This window comes from Curtobacterium sp. MCLR17_043 (assembly GCF_003224215.1).
Lineage (GTDB): Bacteria > Actinomycetota > Actinomycetes > Actinomycetales > Microbacteriaceae > Curtobacterium > Curtobacterium flaccumfaciens.
This window is the reverse complement of sequence record NZ_QKLH01000020.1, coordinates 26845-45193: the sequence shown is the minus strand read 5'-3', so window position 1 is coordinate 45193 and position 18349 is coordinate 26845. Positions and strand designations below refer to the sequence as shown.

Here is an 18349-nt window from a genome sequence, read left to right as displayed (position 1 = left end):
GGTCCGGCAGACGGACCCGACCATTCCTGCTCACGATGCACACGGGTTGCCTCGCGCCGGCGGGTGGCGGGTGGCGGCCCGCGATGCGGGGCGCGGCCTGCGATCTGGGAGGATCGGGCGGGTGACGAACGTGGCGGAAGCGAGCCGGGCCTCCAGGCGGGGGTTCCGCAGCCTGCTGACCGGACGGCGCAGCGCCTGGACCGCACCGCTGCTGATCTGGGCGGGCTCGCGGGTGGTCAGCACCGTGCTGCTGGCGACCGTGTACCTGCTGGCGACCGCGAACGGCTGGGCGTTCGCCTCGTACCGACAGGATCCCTCGTTCTTCACATTCTCGGGCTCGTGGGACGCGTCGTTCTACCGGATCATCGCCGAGCACGGGTACCCGGCGACGCTGCCGGTCGACGACTCCGGGCACGTCCTGCCGAACGCGTGGGCGTTCCTGCCGGTGTTCCCCGCGGTCGTGCGGCTCCTGATGACGCTGACCGGCGCCTCGTTCTGGGTCGCCGGGGTCGTGGTGGCGTCGATCGCCGGAGCGGGCGCCTGCGTGCTGCTGTACCGGCTGGTGCTCGCCGTCGGCTGCTCGCACCGGGCCCGCTGGGCGACGGCCCTGTTCGCGTTCGCTCCGACGGGGTTCCTGCTGCAGGTCGCCTACGCGGAGAGCCTGCTGCTCGTGCTGCTGTTCGGCGCCCTGCTCGCCCTGGTCCGGCGACGGTACTGGCTGATCGCGCCGCTCGGTGTCGTGGCGGCGTTCACGAAGCCCGGGGTCCTCGCGCTGGCGCTGGCACTGGCCGTGCACCTGGTCGTGCGGTGGGTGGCGTGGCGCCGGCAGCAGGACGCGTTCCCGTGGCGCGACCGGATCGCGATCGTCGTGGCCGGACTCGTCGTCGCGGCTGCAGGTCTGGCGTGGCCGGTGATCGCGACGGCCGTGACGGGGCGGCCGAACGCGTACCTGGACACCGAGCTGTCGTGGTGGGTGGGGTTCGTCGGTCGCCAGCACTTCGCGCCGCTGACGCCGTGGTTCACGATGGCGTCGACGTGGCTCGGGCCGCTCGGCATCGGACTCGTCGTGGTGGTCCTCGCCGGCGCGGTGTGGTTCTTCTCACGCAGGAGCACCCGGGCCCTGGGGACCGACGTGCTCGCGTTCACGGCCTCCTACGGGCTGTACCTGGTGGCGGTGTTCCTGCCGCAGCAGTCGTTGCCGCGGTTGCTCATGCCGATGGCGCCGTTGCTCGGATCGGACGTCTTCGTGGGGACACGGCGGCGGGCGGTGGCGTGGCTGGTCGTCGGGGTGTGCCTGCAGCCGCTCGCCATCGTGTTGCTGTGGTTCCTCGGGTACCCGTGAGCGGTGCTGGGCAGCGCTACGCGTCGAACGTGTGGAACCAGGCCGATCCGCCGGGGTGCTGCACCGTGATCATCTCGTCGAGGTCGCGGTAGGGGCCGTCCTGGTTGTGGCTCGCCGACTTGATGCGGATGGTGCCGTCGGGTTCGGTGAAGACCTCGGACACGATGGTGGTGTGGTCCGGTGACCCGTTTGCGTTCCAGTCGAAGAACACGATGTCGCCGACCTTCACCTTGTCGCGCTCGTCCGACGACCGCCGGGTGAGCCCGAACTCCGCCGCGTTGGTCTCGAGCCACGGGTCCATCGTCGGGCAGTAGGTCCACGTCGCACTGTGCTCGGCACCGGCCGCGCGGTTGTACCAGTCGGACCGCTGCTCCCACCCGCGGGCGATGAGCGTCTGGCTGACGTAGTTCGCGCAGTCGCCGCCGATCGGGTTCATCGTGCCGTACTCGGCGAGGTTGTAGTCCTTCCAGTACCGCATCGCGTAGGCGAGCTGCCGGTCGACGTCGGTCAGTGCGGCGTAGGCCAGGGTGGTCGAGGCGACCGCGCTGCCCGCAGCGGGCGTCGCGGCGGCGGTCGGGGTCGGCGTGGTCGTCGCGGTGTCCTGGGTGGCGCCGCTCTGCCCGTCGTTCGCGGCGCTGCCGTTGCCGTCAGAGGACTGGTTCGCCGACGCGGTGGGCTCGATCACCGAGGTGAAGAGCGCGACGTCGGCGTCACCGGCCGTGTACATCGCCTGGTGCGGGGCCGTGAAGGTCACCTTCGACGCGGTCGCCGTGACGTCGCGCGCAGCGACACCGCCGACGGTGACGCCCTTGACGGCGGCGAGTCCGGTCCCCGTCACGGTGATCGTGACGCCACCGGCGAGCGGGACCTGCGCCGGAGTGACGGCCTTCGCGACGGGCTTCGCCGTCGGGGTGGACGATGCGTCCCCACCCCCGGAGCTCCCACGCCCGCCGCCCGAGCCCTTGCCCGAGTCGCCGCCCTTGTCGCTGCCGGAGGAGCACGCCGCGACGGCGAGCCCGATCCCGGCGACGCCGGCGAGGGACAGGAGTGCGCGGCGGTTCATCGAGGCAGTCATGACACGACCAGCGTAAGCGACACCTCCGTCGTTCCGACACGGCATGATCGTCTTCGGGGGCGAGCGTCCTCCGTGTCCCAGCGGACCCGTTCGGAAGGAACACACATGCCCGAGAGCCACGACTTCTTCGTCGCCACCGACCCCGAGACCGCCCGTGCCCAGGTGCGCGAGGCGCTGTCACGCGAGGGCTACACCGTCGACGACGCCGAGCAGGGGGCACTCCGTGCGACCCGCGGCAGCCTCGGCCTGACGCTCCTCATCGGCGGCATGGCGAACGACCGCACGTTCCACACACGCCTGGACGTCCAGATCATGATCGCCCCGGACGGCCGCACCGTCGCCCGACTGCTGCGCGGCTCCGGCAAGTCCGCGATCAAGGGCGGAGCACTCGGCATCTCGCGCGGCAACCGTGCCTTCGAGCAGGCCGCGAACGCGATCCACACCACCTTCGCGCAGTCCGGCGTGCTGACGGAGAGCATCGCCGGCTGACACGTCGACGGCGGGGACGGGTCCGACGCGACCCACAGACGGACGGGAGGCCCGGTGCCAGCTGGCACCGGGCCTCCCGTCTATCACGACGTCACGACGTCACGACGTCACGACGTCACGGCAGTGCGATCACGTGCAGGAGACGTTGCGGTCGATGCTGCCGGACCCGTAGGGCACCACGACCTGGACCATCGCGATGGTGCCACCGGGCAGCGGGGTGCCGGAGCAGGCCTTCCGCGCCTTGGTGACCGTGCTCTTGCCGAGCGCGATCCAGTTCGACCGGCCGTAGAGCGGGCTGTTCGACTTGACCGTGCCGGCGATGGTCTTCCACTGCGAAGTGGTCGAGTAGAGGCCGATCCGCTTCACGCCGGCCGTCTTGAGCCCGACGATCATGCCCTGCATCGCCGCCCGGTTCTGGGCGGTGTCGCGCTGGTAGGACAGACCCGTCTCGACGTCGATCCACCAGCGGTAGGCGGACGGGTTCGGGACGCCACGGCTCTGGACGTCGTCGTACCCACGGGCGTAGCCGTACATGAACGAGCACGCCAGGGTGACCTGCTTCTTGCCGCCCTTGGTCACGCACTTGCCGAACGGGTTCGTGGGCACCGTGTTCTGGTACCGGTTCGACGTGGGCCAGACCGACGCCTGGAGACCCGGGTTGGCGAACAGCGCGTACAGCTGCGTCTTCGGTTGGGCCGAACCCCCGACGGACTTCGCCGACCAGGCGAGCTGTTCGGCGAGGCACGGGTTCGTGGTGTTGCCGAGGGACTCGTTGACGCCGACGATGCCGAACGTTTGGTCGGTCGGCACCTGGCTGCCGCACTGCGGCCAGGAGATGTCGACACCCAGCGGCGTGACCGCTGCGGATGCACCCGACGACGGGCCGGCAACGGCGATGCCGGCGGCCACCACCACCGTGGTCGCGATGGTCGCGACGAGACGACTGATACGGAACATGCTCTCCCCCTGATCGGGCCGAACAGGTCGGCCGCGCCCCACCGGCGCACGGGGAGTCTAGGGCGGTGCGTTGGACAACACACCACCCCTGTCCGTGAACTGTGTCGAACGATCCACCTGACTCGGCCTGTGGAGGACGGTCCCCTCGACACGTCCGCCACCGACAGAACGGCCCGGAACCTGTGGGTTCCGGGCCGTTCTCGTAGTTGCTACCTGGTGGAGCTAAGGGGATTCGAACCCCTGACCTTCTCATTGCGAACGAGACGCGCTACCAACTGCGCCATAGCCCCAAGTGCTCGACCACACTAGCACCCTCGTTCGGCCCAGCCGAAATCGCGGGTGGCCCTTCGGGCGTGCCGCGGGTCAGACCGCGCGGCGGCGTCGCATGATCGCGTCGAGGTCGGCCTGCTGGTAGGCGTCGTCGTCGAGGACACCCATGCCGGCCCACTTGCTCGGCGGCCCGGCGGGCTCGTCGGCGGGCTCGTCGGCGGGAGCAGGAGCGCCGGGAGCAGGAGCTCCGGGAGCAACACCGGCCGACGCGGCAGGGGCGGCGGGGGCCCGGAGCCCGAGCCGCTCGGCCAGACGCCCCTGGTCGTGCGCGGACAGCGACGCCGCAGCCTCTTCGAGTTCGGGTCGCATCCGCGACACCCGCGCCAGCGACGGGTCGGACTCCCCAGCGCGGATCGCGGCAGCTTCGGCCTCGGCTTCCGCCTTGGCCGCGGCGACGCGCTCCTTCAGGCGGGCAGCGAGTTCCGCCGACGACTCGGGCGAGGCGGCCGGAGCAGCCGGCCGCTCCACGTAGAGGGGCTTCGGAACGTGGTTCGGGGTCCAGGAGCGGTCTGCTGCGGGCTCGGCAGGCTGCTCGGTCGACAGAGGCGGCGCCGGGTCCGTCCAGGCGGTGGCCGGCCGGGAGGCGCGGGTCGCGCCCGTCTCGGCGGCCGCGAGACGCTGCTTCCGCGCCGTCGCCACCTGGTGCAGCTGGGCCAGGACCGCTGCGGACCCACCGGCGGCGACGAGTCCGGCGACACCGACGAGCCAGAGCGACGGTGCCGCGACGAAGACCACGAGGGCGATGACGACGCCGAGCGTTCCGAACAGGGTCGCCCCGAGCCGGGAACGGCGCATGCGCATCGCGGTCAGGGCCGGCACGGCGGACGCCCGCTCGAGCACCGGTGCCTGCTCGGCCAGGCGGCGGGTGATCTCACGCTGCCGCGCGGCTTCGTGGGCTCGGACGATGGCGGTGCGCTTGGCCTCTTCGGACCGGGCGACGCGCTGCGCCTGGGCGAGGGACTTCGCGTTCATCTCGATGCGGACCTCGTCCGGCAGCTCGGCGGTCTGCGCGAGGATCCGGAGGGTCTGCTGCAGCCGGATGGCGTTCCGCTCGGTGGCCAGGTACTGGCGGCGGGCGGCCCACGACGGCATCAGGTAGACGAGCCAGAGGACGGCCGCGACGAGCAGGACGATGCCGCCACCCCACGAGCCGATTCCTGCCATGCGAACACGGTAGGGGCGGCGGTTCCCGCGCCGCGTCATTGCCGGACGCGTGTTGCGCGTGTCGGGACGGAATCCGTGGGAGGCGAGCCGCGCCTCCAGGCCCGTCAGACGTGGGACGTCAGATGCGGGGCGTCGTGTCCAGCGGCATCGCCGCCTCGTCGCGTGCGGCGAGCGGCACGGCCCCCACGCCGGGCGGCACCTGCCCCTGCACCCAGCGCTCGAGGACGCCCCCGCGGACCTCTTCGGCCACCAGCGCGAAGCAGAAGTGGTCGCGCCAGTCCCCGTTGATGTGGATGTAGCGGCGACGGAGTCCCTCGTACCGGAAGCCGAGCTTCTCGACGACGCGCAGGCTCGGGGCGTTCTCCGGCCGGATGCAGATCTCGATCCGGTGCACGCCGAGCGAGCGGAAGCAGTGGTCGACGGCGAGGGCGACGGAGATCGGCGTCACGTTGTGGCCTGCGGCGTCCTCGACGACCCAGTAGCCGATGGAGGCACTCGCGAGCGAGCCGTAGGAGATGCCGGAGACGTTGAGCTGCCCGACGAAGCGGCCGTCGAGCTCCATCGCGAACGGGAGTCCGAGTCCCGCGCGGGCGTTGGCCTGAAGCGCGCGGATGCTGCCCCGGACGTCGGTGGAGACGTGTCCGGAGGGGTTCGTGGCCTCCCAGGTGCGGAGCCACGAACGGTTCGTCGCGAGTGCCGCGTCGAGGTCGCGGGTGTCACGGAGCCGGAGGGGCCGGATGGTGACCCGCCCGTGGGACAGGGTCGGGATCGTCGTCATCGCTGGGTTCCTCCGGGGTCCCGCCCCGGTGCGGGACGGGGTGTCCCGCCCGGGTCCGTGATCACCGGACCCGAGCGGGATGGCCGACTATTCGCCCGCGTTGAACTCCTTCAGCCACGACTTGAGGTCGGGGCCGAGGTCATCGCGGTCCGAGGCGAGCTGCACGATCGCCTTGATGTAGTCGAGTTTGTCACCCGTGTCGTACCGGCGTCCACGGAACACGACGCCGTACACGCCGCCGGTCCACTCTTCGGCGCTCGCCATCTTCATGAGCGCGTCGGTCAGCTGGATCTCGCCGCCCTTGCCCGGCTCCTGCTTCTCGAGGACGTCGAAGACCTCGGGACGGATGACGTAGCGGCCGATGATGGCCAGGTTCGAGGGCGCTTCGCCCTGCGGGGGCTTCTCGACGAGGCCGGTGATCTTCACCACGTCGTCGGTGTCGGTCGGCTCGACCGTGGCGATGCCGTACAGGTGCGTCTGCGACTCGGGGACCTCGAGCAAAGCCACGATCGTGGCGTTCTTCTCGCCCTGGACCTCGATCATGCGCTGGAGCAGCGGGTCACGAGCGTCGATGATGTCGTCACCGAGGAGCACGGCGAACGGCTCGCGGCCGACGTGCATCTTCGCGCGGAGCACCGCGTGGCCGAGGCCGAGCGGGTCACCCTGTCGCACGTAGTGCATGTCGGCGAGGTCCGTCGACTGGTTCACCTTCTGCAGCTTCTCGTGGTCGCCCTTCTTGCGGAGGGTCTCCTCGAGCTCCGACACGTGGTCGAAGTGGTTCTCGAGCGCGTTCTTGTTGCGCCCGGTGATCATCAGCACGTCGGTCAGCCCGGCACCGACAGCCTCTTCCACCACGTACTGGATGGCCGGCTTGTCGACGACGGGGAGCATCTCCTTCGGCATCGCCTTGGTCGCGGGGAGGAAGCGGGTACCCAGCCCTGCGGCCGGGATCACCGCCTTCGAAATCTGGAAGCCCATGCTCAGACCGTATCCGATCCCCCTTTCGAGGGCATGTCGTCGCTCCGGGGGACACGGGACCCCGCGTGTTCCCGGCGGGAAGCCGCAACCGTGCCCCTCGGTAGACTCCTGCGCATGATCGCCGATCTCGGGAACGAGAAGCGCGCCCTGCGAGCCGAACTCCGGCAGCGGCGGCGCACCCGGACCACGACCGAACGCGACGCGGACACCGAGACCCTGACCGCGACCCTGCAGCGCTTCGTCGAGGAGCGCCAGGTGACGTCCCTCGCCCTGTACCTGTCCGCACCGGACGAGCCGAACGTCCGGCCGTTCCTGAACTGGGCGCTGGAGCGAGGCATCCGCGTGCTGCTGCCGGTCACCCGCGAGGACGGCCTGCTCGACTGGGCCGTCGGAGACGGCGAGAGCGAGACCGAGAGCCTGCTCGGCCTGCCCGAGGTCGTCGGCGAGGTCCTGTCCCCGCTCGCGATCAACGACGTCGACGCGATCCTCGCCCCGGCGGCGGCGGTGGGCCACGACGGCGTCCGCATGGGCTGGGGGCGCGGCTACTACGACAAGACCCTCGGGTCCATGGCGAACCGCCCGCCCGTCTATGCTGTGATCTTCGACGCGGAGTACCTCGACGAGGTCCCGCGCGAACCCCACGACGAACCCGTTGACGGCATCATCACGCCGTCGCGCATCATCACGTTCCGGAGCTGACGTGCCCACCTACTCGTACCGTTGCACCGAGTGCGACAACGCGTTCGACATCAAGCAGTCCTTCTCCGACGCCACCCTGACGGAGTGCCCGGTCTGCGGCGGCGTCCTGCGCAAGGTGTTCTCCCCGGTCGGCGTGACCTTCAACGGCGGCGGCTTCTACCGCACCGACTCGCGCCCGGCCCCGAAGTCCGAGGGCTCGTCGAGCACCCCCGCGAAGTCCGAGCCGAAGAAGTCCGAGCCGGCGAAGAAGTCCGAGTCGAAGCCCAGCGGCTCGAAGCCCGCCGCGTCCTGACGCGGTCTGCGCTCTCCGGATAGGTTGGGGCGCGTCGCCACTCGGCGGCCGTCCTCGACCCGGAAGGAGACCCTCGCATGAAGGGCTTCAAGGAGTTCCTGCTCCGCGGCAACGTCATCGACCTGGCCGTCGCAGTCGTCATCGGTGCGGCGTTCACCGCGATCGTCACCACGATCGTCAACGCCCTGATCAACCCGCTCATCGGTGCGGTGTTCAACGCCTCGAGCCTGGACACGGCGCTCGTCTGGAGCATTCCGACGGTGTCCGGCGGCAGCGCCAAAATCCTCTTCGGCGCGATCATCGGCGCGGTCATCAACTTCGTCATCGTCGCCGCGGTCGTGTACTTCGCGCTCGTCGTGCCCGTCAACCACCTGAAGAAGGTGGCGTTCGAGCGCGTCAAGAACGACGAGGAGCAGACCCCGCAGGACGTCCCCCCGACCGACGTCGAGGTGCTGCTCGAGATCCGCGACCTGCTCCGCCCGCAGAACGGCGGCGCGACCAGCACGGGCGCGCACATCGCCCCGTCGAACGCTCCCGAGGGGCCCGGCATCGGCGGCTCGACGAAGCTCTAGCCCCGGCGCCGTCGCACGACACCGGTGTTCCCGCTCTGCACACCCGCAAACCGCGGTGCGCAGCGTGAACACCGGTGTTTTGCGCGGGGGCCCGTCAGGCGGCGGGCACCGCGCGGCGCTTCGCGAACATCGCGACGGCGTACTGGGCGCCGGCGAGCACGTGCCCCGCGGTGCCGAGGTACACGAACACCAGGGCCACGACCCGGACCCACGGCGCGTTCTCGTCGACGGTGTGCACCGCGGAGAACAGCAGCACCGGCAGCCCGACGAACAGCAGCGCCGAGCGGATCTTGCCCGTCCACGTGACGTCCAGGTCCGGGTTGCCGTGGAACAGCACGCTCGACAGGACGACGAGCACCAGGTCGACGAGCACGACGACGGCCACCACCCACCAGGGCAGCAGGCCGACGAGCACCAGGGACAGCACGATCGCGATGATCGCCAGGCGGTCGGCGACGGGGTCGATGGCCTTGCCGAGCTTGGAGCCCTGGTCGAACCTGCGGGCGATGAAGCCGTCCGCCCAGTCGCTCACGCCGATCACGACGAGGGCGACGAGCGCCCACCCCGGGTGGCCGGCGACGACGAGGCCGATGAACACCGGGATCAGCACGAGGCGGAACAGCGTGATCAGGTTCGGCCAGGTCTGCCAGTCGGGGCGCTGCCGCGCGGTGTCAGTCATCACGGGCCAGGCTACCGGTTACCAGTGCGGGGGGACGTCGCGCCGGAGCTGGTCGTCGTTCTCGCCGTCGCGGTGCCGCGCCGGTTCCGGCGGCGGCGTCGGGTCGTAGCCCGCCACCGGCTGGGTGGTGACGCGTCTGCGGCGCCGCACCGGGCCTCCCGGCTGGTCCGCCGTCTCGCCTCCGTCAGCGGCGGGACGGACGGGAGGCGCGGCTGACGACGCGTCGTCGACTCGCGTCCACGTGCCCACCAGCTGGTCCGTCTCCGGCGTCACCGGACCGGCGGGCCGCGAGGCCCGGCGGCTCATCGGCGGGCGGGGATCGGCGGTATCGAGATCTCCTGCGTGGCACCGCGGTCGACACCGAGCACGGACGCGACGGTGTCGGCGACGCGGTCCGGGTCGGAGAACAGCTGGAACGCGTGCACGCGCACGTAGTGCCAGCCGAGTCGGCGGAGGACCTCGGGGCGCAGGCGCAGGGACTCGCGCAGCGATCCCTTGACCAGCGACGCGTCGGTCTCGATCGTGACGCAGACCCCGCCGTGCGCGGCGACGAGGCCGAGCTTGCCGCGGTGTCCGAGCGCCACCGGGATGCCACGCATCTCGAGGCGCCGGGCCAGGTCGACGAGCAGCGGGTCGGAGTCGTCCGGCACGTACTCGGCGGTGGTGCGGGCACGCACCTCGGCCAGGATCTCGGCGAGGGCGACGGTGCCGTGGCCCATGCGCTCGGCCTCGATGTCCGACGGCTGGAAGCAGGTGACGATGACCATCGAGCGACGCGCACGGGTCATGGCGACCGCCAGCAGCCGCTCGCCGCCGGGCTTGCCGAGCGGACCGAAGTCGCGCAGCACGCGACCGTGCGGGGTGCGGCCGTAGCCGATGGAGAACACGACGCGGTCGCGGCTCTGCGCCACCGACTGCTCGAGCGTCGCCACGATGAACGGCTCGGCACGGTCGCCGATGACGAACTCGGTCAGGTCCTTGTGGCCCTGCGCGGCGGTCAGCACGGCCTGCTCGACGCGCACGGCGTGCTTCGCCGACGCGGTGATGACCATGAGCGACTCGGTCGGACGGGTGCGGGCGTGGTCGATGACGAGCCGGACCACGCGGTCCACCTCGGCGTCGACGCTCTCGACGGCACCGGACTCCGGGTCCGGGACGGCCTTGCCGTCGCTGACGTAGTCGAGCGCGATCGAGCCGTGGCCGAGGAACGAGCCGGCCCACGGCAGGGACTCGATCTTGCCGCCGTAGAAGCGACGGTTCACGAGCTCGGCCAGGTCCTCGCCGCCGGCGCGGTACGACCGCGACAGGGACAGGGTCGGCAGCAGAGTGGAGAGCTTCGCCAGGGCGGAGTCGGCGTGGAACGCGTCGAGCGTGCCCTCGTCGACCTGCAGCGCCCGGTGCTCGGGGTCCACGGCGATGCGGAACGGCGACGGCGTCTGGGTGACCGGGTCACCGAACACGACGGTCTGGCGGGCACGTCGGACGGCACCGACGGTCTCGGCGATCGTCACGGCGCCGGCGTCGACCAGGATCACGGTGTCGAAGGGCATCGTGTCGGCGATCTGCGGCACCTCGTACGGGCTGGCGAGCCAGACGGGTGCGATCGACCGGGACAGGTGCGGTGCGGAGTCCTGCAGCAGGCGCGAGGTGATCGCGCCGTCGCGGAGTTGGGTCTTGAGTGCGGTCGCTTCTTCGGGCCAGTCGACGAGACCGACCTTCCAGTTCTCGGCGAGCTGCCACGCCAGGCCCTGGGAGACCCCGGCCGCGTGGGCGTCGTCCACCAGGCGGAAGTCGGCCTCGACCCGGTCGAGCATGTCGGTGTTGGCGCCGAGCAGTGCCCGGTCGGACTCGAGCATGGTCTCGAGGGCGGACTGCCACCAGGCGAGCTCGAGCTCGGCCGGCACCTGCACGTCCGGCACGTGCCGGTTCGCCAGGTCGGTGATGAGCGGTTCGAGCTGCAGGTCGCGCAGGGTCTGCATGAGCTCGGTGCGCTCCTGCAGGTTGTGCAGGACGTCGGACTCGGCGGCGAGCTCGGCGATGGTCGGGACGAGCTGGTCGACCGGGGTGTTCGCGAGCTGGCGGTCACGCTCGGTGCGACCCAGCGGCTCGTCGAGGCGCGCGAGGTCCTCGGCGACGTTCGAGAACAGCACCTGGACGTCGGCGATGCCGGTGGGCACCTCGGGGTTCACGCCGGCGGCGACGTAGCGCTGCCAGAGCACCCGCTGCTGCTGGACGCGGGTCAGGGCCTCGTGCAGGTCGGACACGTGCACGCCCGGACGGACGTACTCGCGGGCGAGCTTCTTGAGCCGGCGACGGTTCGTCGACGACATCGGGGCACCCTCGCCGCGGGGCGCGGTGGCGGCCACGAGCTCGGACACCGAGCGGTCGAAGACCACCGGCAGGAAGCGGTCGAGCGTGTCACGGATCTCGGTGAGCAGGCGCAGGTAGATGCCGAGCTCGTTGATGGTCGTGAACTGGCGCATGTGCGTCGAGCTCACCAGGTCGTGGGCGCGGCGGAGCAGGGTCGGCAGGCCGTCGGCGTCGAGGTCCTTCGCGATGCGGTGCGCACGCTGGGCGCCGTCGCTCGAACCGAACTTCGCGCCGTACCAGGGCGAGTCGTCGGGGCCGTAGCGGAACTCACCGAGGTTCGCAGCGCTGACCATCGTCTCGGCGACGCGTGAGCGGCCCTCGACCATCGAGGCGACGGACTGCTTCGACAGGCGTGCGGTGGTCGACGGGGCGACGGGCAGCAGCGACAGGCGCGACAGCTCCACCAGGCAGTCGAGCACCGAGACGCCGAAGTCGGGGTCCTTGCGGGTGAGCGAGCCGCGGTAGTCCTTGAGCACCTTGCGCAGGCGGACCAGGGCGTCGTCGACCTCGCGGAGGTTCGGACGCGCGGCCTTCTCGTTCCGGGCGATGGCACGGACGACGTCACGGCGCAGGGTCGACGGCGTGACCGCGACCCCGGGCAGCTGGACCTCGCCGAAGCGGGCGGCGATGCCCCGCAGGGTGGCGCGGCGCGGGCTCACGACGAGCACGCGCTTGTTCGCGGCGACCAGGCCACCCAGGGCGTTCACGATGGTCTGGGTGCCACCGGTGCCGGGCAGGGTCTTCACGACGATGGAGTTGCCGGCCGTGATCTGCGCGATCACGTTCTCCTGCTCGTCGTCGGCGTCGAGCAGGAGCGTGTCGGTCTCCGGGCTGCGCTCGTCCGACGGGGTCTGCTCGACCGGGTGGTAGGACTGCTCGACCTGCCACTTCGCGCTCGGGTTGCCGGCGAGGGCGTCGAGCACGGGGTGCGACAGGTCACCGGTGTCCTCGACCATGCCGGTGGCGACCTCGGCGAAGGCGGACACCACGAGGCGTGCGTGCACCGAGAAGCCGGGGATGTGCGCGGTCAGGCCACGCAGGCGGTCGATGACGGGGTTCGGCGTGAACGAGCCGTCCTGCTGCGCGAGGGCCACGAAGGACTGTGCGTCGAGGATGACCCCGAACTGCTCGTGCAGCGCGTCGGCGAGGCCCGGGTTGAGCACCGGTTCGCCGAGCAGGCGCACCTCGAAGTCGCGTCCGTGTCGGCGGATCGCCAGGGGGCGCAGGAGCACCGGGCCGCGGAACTGCTCGTCGCCGTGCTTCCAGTCGGCCATGCCGATGCCGAGCTTCACGGCGTCGATGCCGCGCACGGTGGCCAGCTCGGTGCCCTTCGCCTCGACGTGTCCGGCGGCCACGCGGGCGGCACGGAGCGCCACCTCGTCGCGGATCAGGCTGGACAGCAGGGTCGTCTTGCCGGTGATGAACTGCGCGAGACCGCCCGGGTGGGTGGTCGAGAGCTCGATTCGGGCGCGCGGGTGGTCGCTGAAGTGCGTGAGCGGGCTCGTGCCGCCGACGCCGGTCAGCTGGGTGCGCCAGCCGTCCCACGTCGGTTCGGCCGCGTTGCCGGCCTGCAGCCGCGGGTCGCCCAGGCTGATCGCCTGCGGGCTCGTCATCTGCAGCTCCGGGCGGAGCGTGCGGTCCGGCTCGTCGTCGGTCCGTTCCTGGTCCACGTCCTGCTGCTCGTCTCGATCGTCGTCGGGGCGCGCGCGGGCACCCTCGACGGGGACGTCGTCGTTCACGTCGTCCTCACCGTCGGTCACCCTGTCCGCTCGCCACACATCCGACACTGTAGGCGGAACCGGACGGCCTCTCTGGCAATGAACCGAGGTTTCGGGGTTTCCGCACGGACGTGACCGCCGTCCGGCCCGACGTGCGCCACCGTCCGACCCGACGTGCGGCGCGCCCGATCCGACGGCGGCCCCGTCCGGTGTGGTACCAACGGGGCATGGCCATCGACGACCGCACCGCTCCGTCCGCCCCCACGCCGAACCGGCGTCGATCGGTCCCCGCCGAGATCTCACGGTCGTGGCTGCTGGTGTCCGGCACCGCCACCGACCGGTTCGACAAGTCCCAGCGCTCCCGCGCCGACCAGATCATCCTGGACATCGAGGACGCCGTCGACCCCGCCGCGAAGCCCTCGGCCCGGCAGGGCGTCGCCGCCTGGCTGGCCGGCGGTGGCGAGGCCTGGGTGCGCATCAACGACGTCACGACGGACTTCTGGGCGGACGACGTCGAGGAGCTCCGCGGCCTGCCCGGGCTGCAGGGCGTCATGCTCGCCAAGACCGAGTCCCCGGCCCAGGTCACCGACACCTGGCACCGGCTCGGCGGCCAGACGCCGGTGATCGCCCTCGTCGAGTCGGCCCTGGGCATCGAGGAGTCCGTGTCGATCGCCAAGGCGCAGGGCGCGTTCCGCCTGGCCTTCGGTTCCGGCGACTACCGCCGCGACACCGGGACCAGCGCCGACACGCTCGCGATGGCGTACCCGCGGTCGAAGCTGGTCGTCGCCTCGCGCGTCGGCGACCTGCCGGGCCCGATCGACGGCCCCACGGTCGGGTCGTCGCACCCGATCCTCCGCGAGCAGTCGCAGGTGGCCGTGTCGCTCGGCCTCACCGGCAAGCTCTGCCTGGACACCGAGCAGCTCCCCGTCATCAACGAGGTCATCTCCCCCACGCCGACCGACGTCGCCTGGGCGCAGGACTTCCTCGACGACTTCGAGGCCCGCGGCCGGGTCATCCGCGACGGTTCCGACCTGCCGCGGCTCGGTCGGGCGCAGAAGATCCAGCGGCTCGCACAGGCGTTCGGGGTCGAGGCGCGGTAGGACTGCACGCATGACCTGGTCCAACGTCCCCGGCCCTCCGCCGCAGTCCTCCTCCGGCCCCACGGACGCGCAGCGCGCGGCGTGGGAGCGCGGTGGCACCACGCTGTTCCCGCCGGCGAAGCTCGCCGACCGGATCTCGACGGTGCTGCTCCTGGTGTTCGGTGCCGTCATGACCGCGATCACGGCGGTCGTCGGCATCGTCGCGATCGCCTCGGCCACGGCGGAGTGCGACGCCTCGTCGGGCTGCACGCCCGGCGGGTACTTCGGTGGCGCGGCCATCGCGGTCGGTGGCGCCTTCGTCATCGGGGTCGCCACGATCGTGCTGTCGATCGGCGCGTGGATCCGGCGGAAGCCCTCGTGGTGGATCGCCGCGATCGGCTTCGTGCTCGCGATCGTCGTCATCGTGTGGGGCGGGGTCGTCTTCGCGAACGCCGTCGACAGCGGTCCTGCCTCGTCGTCGGTGTCCGCCAGCGCCTGACCGGCGCACCGACACCACCCTTCCGACCGGACGCCGTCGTCCGACGCGTGCCGGGTCCGAGAACGCGTGTGCGTTCCGGCCCGGAGGCGCGGGGCGGGGCCGCCACGCGCCTCCAGTCCGGAGCGGGGTAGCGTCCGGAGCATGGTGACGGTGTCGCGGACGACGGTCGCGGTGGTCGGTGGCGGCCCCGCAGGGGTCGTGCTCGGGCTGCTGCTCGCCCGCGCCGGCGTCGACGTGCGTGTGCTCGAGCGGCACGACGACTTCAACCGGGACTTCCGGGGCGACACGGTGCACGCCTCGACCATCCGGCTGCTCGACGAACTCGGCCTCGGAGCACCGTTCCGGGCGCTGCCGCAGTCACGCCTCGACGACTTCTCGCTGCCGATGCCGGACGGCTCACGGCTGCTGCTCGGTGACTTCTCGCGTCTCGCACCGCCGTACGACCACGTGGCGATGGTGCCGCAGTGGGACCTGCTCGACCTGCTCGTGACCGCCGCCCGTCGGGAACCGTCGTTCGGCATCTCGATGGGCCTCGCCGCGACCGGGCTCATCGAGGAGAACGGTGTCGTGACCGGGGTCCACCTGCGGCCGCGGGACGGGACCGGCGAACCCGAGGAACTCCGCGCGGACGTCGTGATCGCCTGCGACGGGCGGAACTCGGTGCTGCGTCGCGCCGCCGGCCTCGTGCCACGAGCGTTCCGGGTGCCGTTCGACACCTGGTGGTTCCGGTTGCCCCGGCACCCCGGGGACGCGGCGAGCGCCCTCACCCCCGCGTTCTCGGACCGGGACGTGCTGCTGAGCTTCCCGCGGCCGGACTCCCACCAGGTCGCGTACTTCGCGCCGAAGGGCTCGGACGCGGCCCTGCGCGCAGCGGGGGTGACGGCCTTCCGGTCCCGTGTGGCGCGACTCCGACCGGACTTCGCGGACCGGGTCGACGCGATCGCCTCGATGGACGACGTGCACGTGCTCGACGTCCGGATGGACCGCCTGCGCCGGTGGTGGCGCCCGGGGCTGCTCTGCATCGGGGACGCCGCGCACGCGATGTCGCCCGCTGGTGGGGTCGGCATCAACCTCGCGGTGCAGGACGCGGTGGCGACCGCGACGATCCTGGTGCCGGCGCTCCGACGGGGGCTCCGCGGTGACGGCCTCGACCGGGCGCTCGCAGCCGTCCAGCGTCGCCGGACCCCGCCCGCAGCTCTGGTGCAGGCCGCGCAGGCGGTGCTGCACCGGGTCGTGTTCGAGCGGGCCTTCGCCGGGCACCTGCAGGACGGTCCGCCGCTGCTCCCCGTGTTGCTCGCGCGCTGGGTCCCGCCGGTCCGGGGCCTCTACGCCCGCGGCATCGCGTTCGGCCCGCTGCCGGAACACGCGCCGTCGTGGGCTCGTCGGTGACGGGGGCTCGTGGCGCGTCGGTGCGGGAACTGGGCGTCGGCGTCGGGGGCGGGCGCATGCTGGGCCGATGAAGCAACGAGTCATCGGAGACGTGTCCGTCAGTGCCATCGGTCTGGGCGGGATGCCCATGTCGATCGAGGGCCGACCGGACGAGCGTCAGTCCATCGCCACGATCCACGCAGCGCTCGAGAACGGTGTCACGCTCATCGACACCGCCGACGCCTACCACCTGGGCGGCCACGACGAGGTGGGGCACAACGAGGAGCTCATCGCGCGGGCCGTCCGGGAGTTCCACGACGACACCTCGGACGTCCTCATCGCGACGAAGGGCGGACACCTGCGCCCGGAAGCCGGCAACTGGGCACAGAACGGGCACCCGGAGTACCTGAAGGAGGCGGCGAAGGCCTCGGCGAAGCGGCTCGGCGTCGAGCAGATCGGCCTGTACCAGTTCCACCGCCCCGACCCGGCAGTGCCGTACGCCGACTCGATCGGGGCGCTCGCCGAGCTGCTCGACGAGGGCGTCATCCGGATGGCGGGCATCTCGAACGCCGACCCGGACCAGATCCGCACCGCGAACGAGGTGCTCGGCGGACGCCTGGCGTCGGTGCAGAACCAGTACTCGCCGAAGTTCCGGTCGAGCGAGCCGGAACTCGAGCTGTGCGACGAGCTCGGCATCGCGTTCCTGCCGTGGAGCCCCCTCGGTGGCATCGGGAGCGCGGCGGACCTCGGCACGGCGTTCGAGGACTTCGCGTACATCGCCCGCGACCGTGGGGTCACCCCGCAGGTCATCGCCCTGGCGTGGGAGCTGCAGAAGAGCGACGTCGTCGTGCCGATCCCCGGTGCGTCGCGGCCGCAGTCGATCCTGAACTCGATCACGGCGCCGACCGTGCGGCTGCGGCCGGAGGACGTCGCACGCCTCGACGCCTCGCAGCCCGCGGCCGTCTGACGCCCGTTCCCCCGACGGGGGAAGCACGACGCCCCGCCGCTCCTGGTCAAGGAGCGGCGGGGCGTCGTCGTGCGTGGCCGGGCGTGCGCCCGCTCAGCTCTTGGCGGGGCAGACCGCCGAGACCTGGTCGAGCGTGGTCTGCACCTCGGACTGGGCCTTCGTGACCTCGGTGGAGTCCTCGGCCGCGCCGGAGCGGATGGCCGAGCTGTAGCCCTTGGCCGCGCCGGAGAAGTCCTCGAACGTGTCGTGCACCTGGTGGTTCGAGACCTTCGTCAGCGCCGAGTCGATGCGCTGGACGAACTCGTCGATGAGCGCCGCACGGGCCTTCGGCTCGGCCGGGGCAGAGCTGGAACCCTGCTCCTTGAGGAACGACGCGAGTTCGTTCTCGAGCAGCGAGCAGGCTTCCTGCTTGGTCTGGGCGGGTGCCGCGGCGGCGGTCTTCGAGGCCGACGGGGCGCTGGACGAGCCCGAGTCACCCCCGGAAGAGCCGCCGTCGGACGAACCGCCGTCGCCGCCCGAGCAGCCGGCGAGCAGCGTGAGCGCGAGGCCGGCGGTGGCGAGCGCGGTGAGGGTGCGGCGCATCAGGAGTTGCACTCCTTCTGGAACGCGTTGCCGGCGTCCTGCACCTTGGTGCTGGACTTCGTCAGGGCCGAGACGTCGGCCGACTGCGGGTCGTCGGCGATGTCCTCGATGTCGTCGACCAGGTCGCCGTACGCCTCTTCGAAGGCGTCGCCCTTGGCCTTCAGGTCGTCGTCCGACAGGTCGTCGACGCCGTCGGAGATCTTCTCGTCGAGCTCCTTGAGCTTCGTGACGGCGGCGTCCGGGTCGGACTGCAGGTTCGCGGCCTCTGACTGGACGCCCTGGGCGGCGGATTTGACCGTCTTCTCGAACTGCGTGCACTGCTCGGCCTTGGACGGCCCGGTCGAGCAACCGGCGAGCAGCGTGAGTGCGAGGCCGGCGGTGGCCAGCGCGATGAGCTTCTTGGGCATGGTG

Annotated in this window: 18 protein-coding genes and 1 tRNA gene; 9 read left to right on the top strand and 10 right to left on the bottom strand. The window is 71.5% G+C overall.

Translation table 11 applies throughout. From position 1 onward, the window contains the following. Positions 1 to 121: 121 nt before the first annotated feature. Positions 122 to 1342, top strand: a complete 1221-nt coding sequence (locus tag DEJ03_RS16315; protein ID WP_181422759.1) for a hypothetical protein — start codon at positions 122 to 124, stop codon at positions 1340 to 1342. Positions 1343 to 1358: 16 nt separating this feature from the next. On the opposite strand, the gene DEJ03_RS16310 is transcribed toward DEJ03_RS16315, so the two are convergent. After that, on the bottom strand, positions 1359 to 2417 hold the full coding sequence (locus DEJ03_RS16310; RefSeq protein WP_258370888.1) for an amidase domain-containing protein: 1059 nt from the start codon (positions 2415 to 2417) through the stop codon (positions 1359 to 1361). A gap of 105 nt (positions 2418 to 2522) precedes the next feature. Here DEJ03_RS16310 and DEJ03_RS16305 point away from each other — a divergent pair, with 105 nt between their 5' ends. Beyond that, positions 2523 to 2906 carry a hypothetical protein gene (locus tag DEJ03_RS16305; protein WP_071405149.1) on the top strand — a complete coding sequence of 128 codons (384 nt, stop codon included), beginning with the start codon at positions 2523 to 2525 and terminating at the stop codon, positions 2904 to 2906. Between the two features lie 129 nt (positions 2907 to 3035). Here the strand turns inward: DEJ03_RS16305 and DEJ03_RS16300 are convergent, their stop codons facing one another. The 5 genes from DEJ03_RS16300 to galU form a co-directional block, all read right to left on the bottom strand. After that, positions 3036 to 3863: a hypothetical protein gene (locus DEJ03_RS16300; RefSeq protein ID WP_110865433.1), complete on the bottom strand. Its 828-nt coding sequence runs from the start codon at positions 3861 to 3863 to the stop codon at positions 3036 to 3038. Between the two features lie 214 nt (positions 3864 to 4077). Beyond that, positions 4078 to 4153: transfer RNA gene (locus DEJ03_RS16295), tRNA-Ala, on the bottom strand. Positions 4154 to 4226: 73 nt separating this feature from the next. Beyond that, entirely contained in the window at positions 4227 to 5357 is a 1131-nt protein-coding gene (locus DEJ03_RS16290) for a hypothetical protein (RefSeq protein WP_110865432.1), read from the bottom strand. Positions 5358 to 5475: 118 nt separating this feature from the next. Continuing rightward, the gene (locus DEJ03_RS16285) at positions 5476 to 6135 is read right to left on the bottom strand and encodes a GNAT family N-acetyltransferase (RefSeq protein ID WP_110865431.1); all 660 of its coding nucleotides are present in this window, start codon (positions 6133 to 6135) and stop codon (positions 5476 to 5478) included. A gap of 87 nt (positions 6136 to 6222) precedes the next feature. Further along, the gene (gene galU, locus DEJ03_RS16280) at positions 6223 to 7113 is read right to left on the bottom strand and encodes a UTP--glucose-1-phosphate uridylyltransferase GalU (protein WP_027466560.1); all 891 of its coding nucleotides are present in this window, start codon (positions 7111 to 7113) and stop codon (positions 6223 to 6225) included. A 114-nt stretch (positions 7114 to 7227) separates the two neighbouring features. Between galU and DEJ03_RS16275 the strand changes: the two genes are divergently transcribed. The 3 genes from DEJ03_RS16275 to mscL all read left to right on the top strand — a co-directional run bounded on the left by DEJ03_RS16275 (position 7228) and on the right by mscL (position 8676). Continuing rightward, a complete protein-coding gene (locus tag DEJ03_RS16275; RefSeq protein WP_110865430.1) occupies positions 7228 to 7812 on the top strand; it encodes a 5-formyltetrahydrofolate cyclo-ligase in 585 nt (194 codons plus the stop codon). A gap of 1 nt (position 7813) precedes the next feature. Further along, positions 7814 to 8104, top strand: coding sequence for an FmdB family zinc ribbon protein (locus DEJ03_RS16270; RefSeq protein WP_110865429.1), 291 nt, complete (start codon positions 7814 to 7816; stop codon positions 8102 to 8104). A 77-nt stretch (positions 8105 to 8181) separates the two neighbouring features. Beyond that, complete coding sequence (gene mscL, locus DEJ03_RS16265) at positions 8182 to 8676, top strand: large conductance mechanosensitive channel protein MscL (RefSeq protein ID WP_110865428.1); 495 nt, start codon at positions 8182 to 8184, stop codon at positions 8674 to 8676. A 94-nt stretch (positions 8677 to 8770) separates the two neighbouring features. Here the strand turns inward: mscL and DEJ03_RS16260 are convergent, their stop codons facing one another. After that, positions 8771 to 9355, bottom strand: a complete 585-nt coding sequence (locus tag DEJ03_RS16260) for a CDP-alcohol phosphatidyltransferase family protein (protein WP_071244104.1) — start codon at positions 9353 to 9355, stop codon at positions 8771 to 8773. 302 nt (positions 9356 to 9657) lie between these two features. Further along, the gene (locus tag DEJ03_RS16250; protein ID WP_110865426.1) at positions 9658 to 13485 is read right to left on the bottom strand and encodes an ATP-binding protein; all 3828 of its coding nucleotides are present in this window, start codon (positions 13483 to 13485) and stop codon (positions 9658 to 9660) included. A 185-nt stretch (positions 13486 to 13670) separates the two neighbouring features. Between DEJ03_RS16250 and DEJ03_RS16245 the strand changes: the two genes are divergently transcribed. The 4 genes from DEJ03_RS16245 (at position 13671) to DEJ03_RS16230 (ending at position 17356) form a co-directional block, all read left to right on the top strand. Then, on the top strand, positions 13671 to 14543 hold the full coding sequence (locus DEJ03_RS16245; protein ID WP_017887994.1) for a CoA ester lyase: 873 nt from the start codon (positions 13671 to 13673) through the stop codon (positions 14541 to 14543). A gap of 10 nt (positions 14544 to 14553) precedes the next feature. Then, complete coding sequence (locus DEJ03_RS16240) at positions 14554 to 15021, top strand: DUF6264 family protein (protein ID WP_110865425.1); 468 nt, start codon at positions 14554 to 14556, stop codon at positions 15019 to 15021. 141 nt (positions 15022 to 15162) lie between these two features. Then, entirely contained in the window at positions 15163 to 16410 is a 1248-nt protein-coding gene (locus tag DEJ03_RS16235) for an FAD-dependent oxidoreductase (RefSeq protein WP_110865424.1), read from the top strand. A 67-nt stretch (positions 16411 to 16477) separates the two neighbouring features. After that, complete coding sequence (locus tag DEJ03_RS16230; RefSeq protein WP_071244093.1) at positions 16478 to 17356, top strand: aldo/keto reductase; 879 nt, start codon at positions 16478 to 16480, stop codon at positions 17354 to 17356. Between the two features lie 93 nt (positions 17357 to 17449). Here DEJ03_RS16230 and DEJ03_RS16225 read toward each other — a convergent pair whose 3' ends face one another. After that, positions 17450 to 17938, bottom strand: coding sequence for a hypothetical protein (locus tag DEJ03_RS16225; protein ID WP_110865423.1), 489 nt, complete (start codon positions 17936 to 17938; stop codon positions 17450 to 17452). Beyond that, complete coding sequence (locus DEJ03_RS16220) at positions 17938 to 18345, bottom strand: hypothetical protein (RefSeq protein ID WP_071404030.1); 408 nt, start codon at positions 18343 to 18345, stop codon at positions 17938 to 17940. Before DEJ03_RS16220 ends, DEJ03_RS16225 begins: the two co-directional genes overlap by 1 nt. Positions 18346 to 18349: the final 4 nt, after the last annotated feature.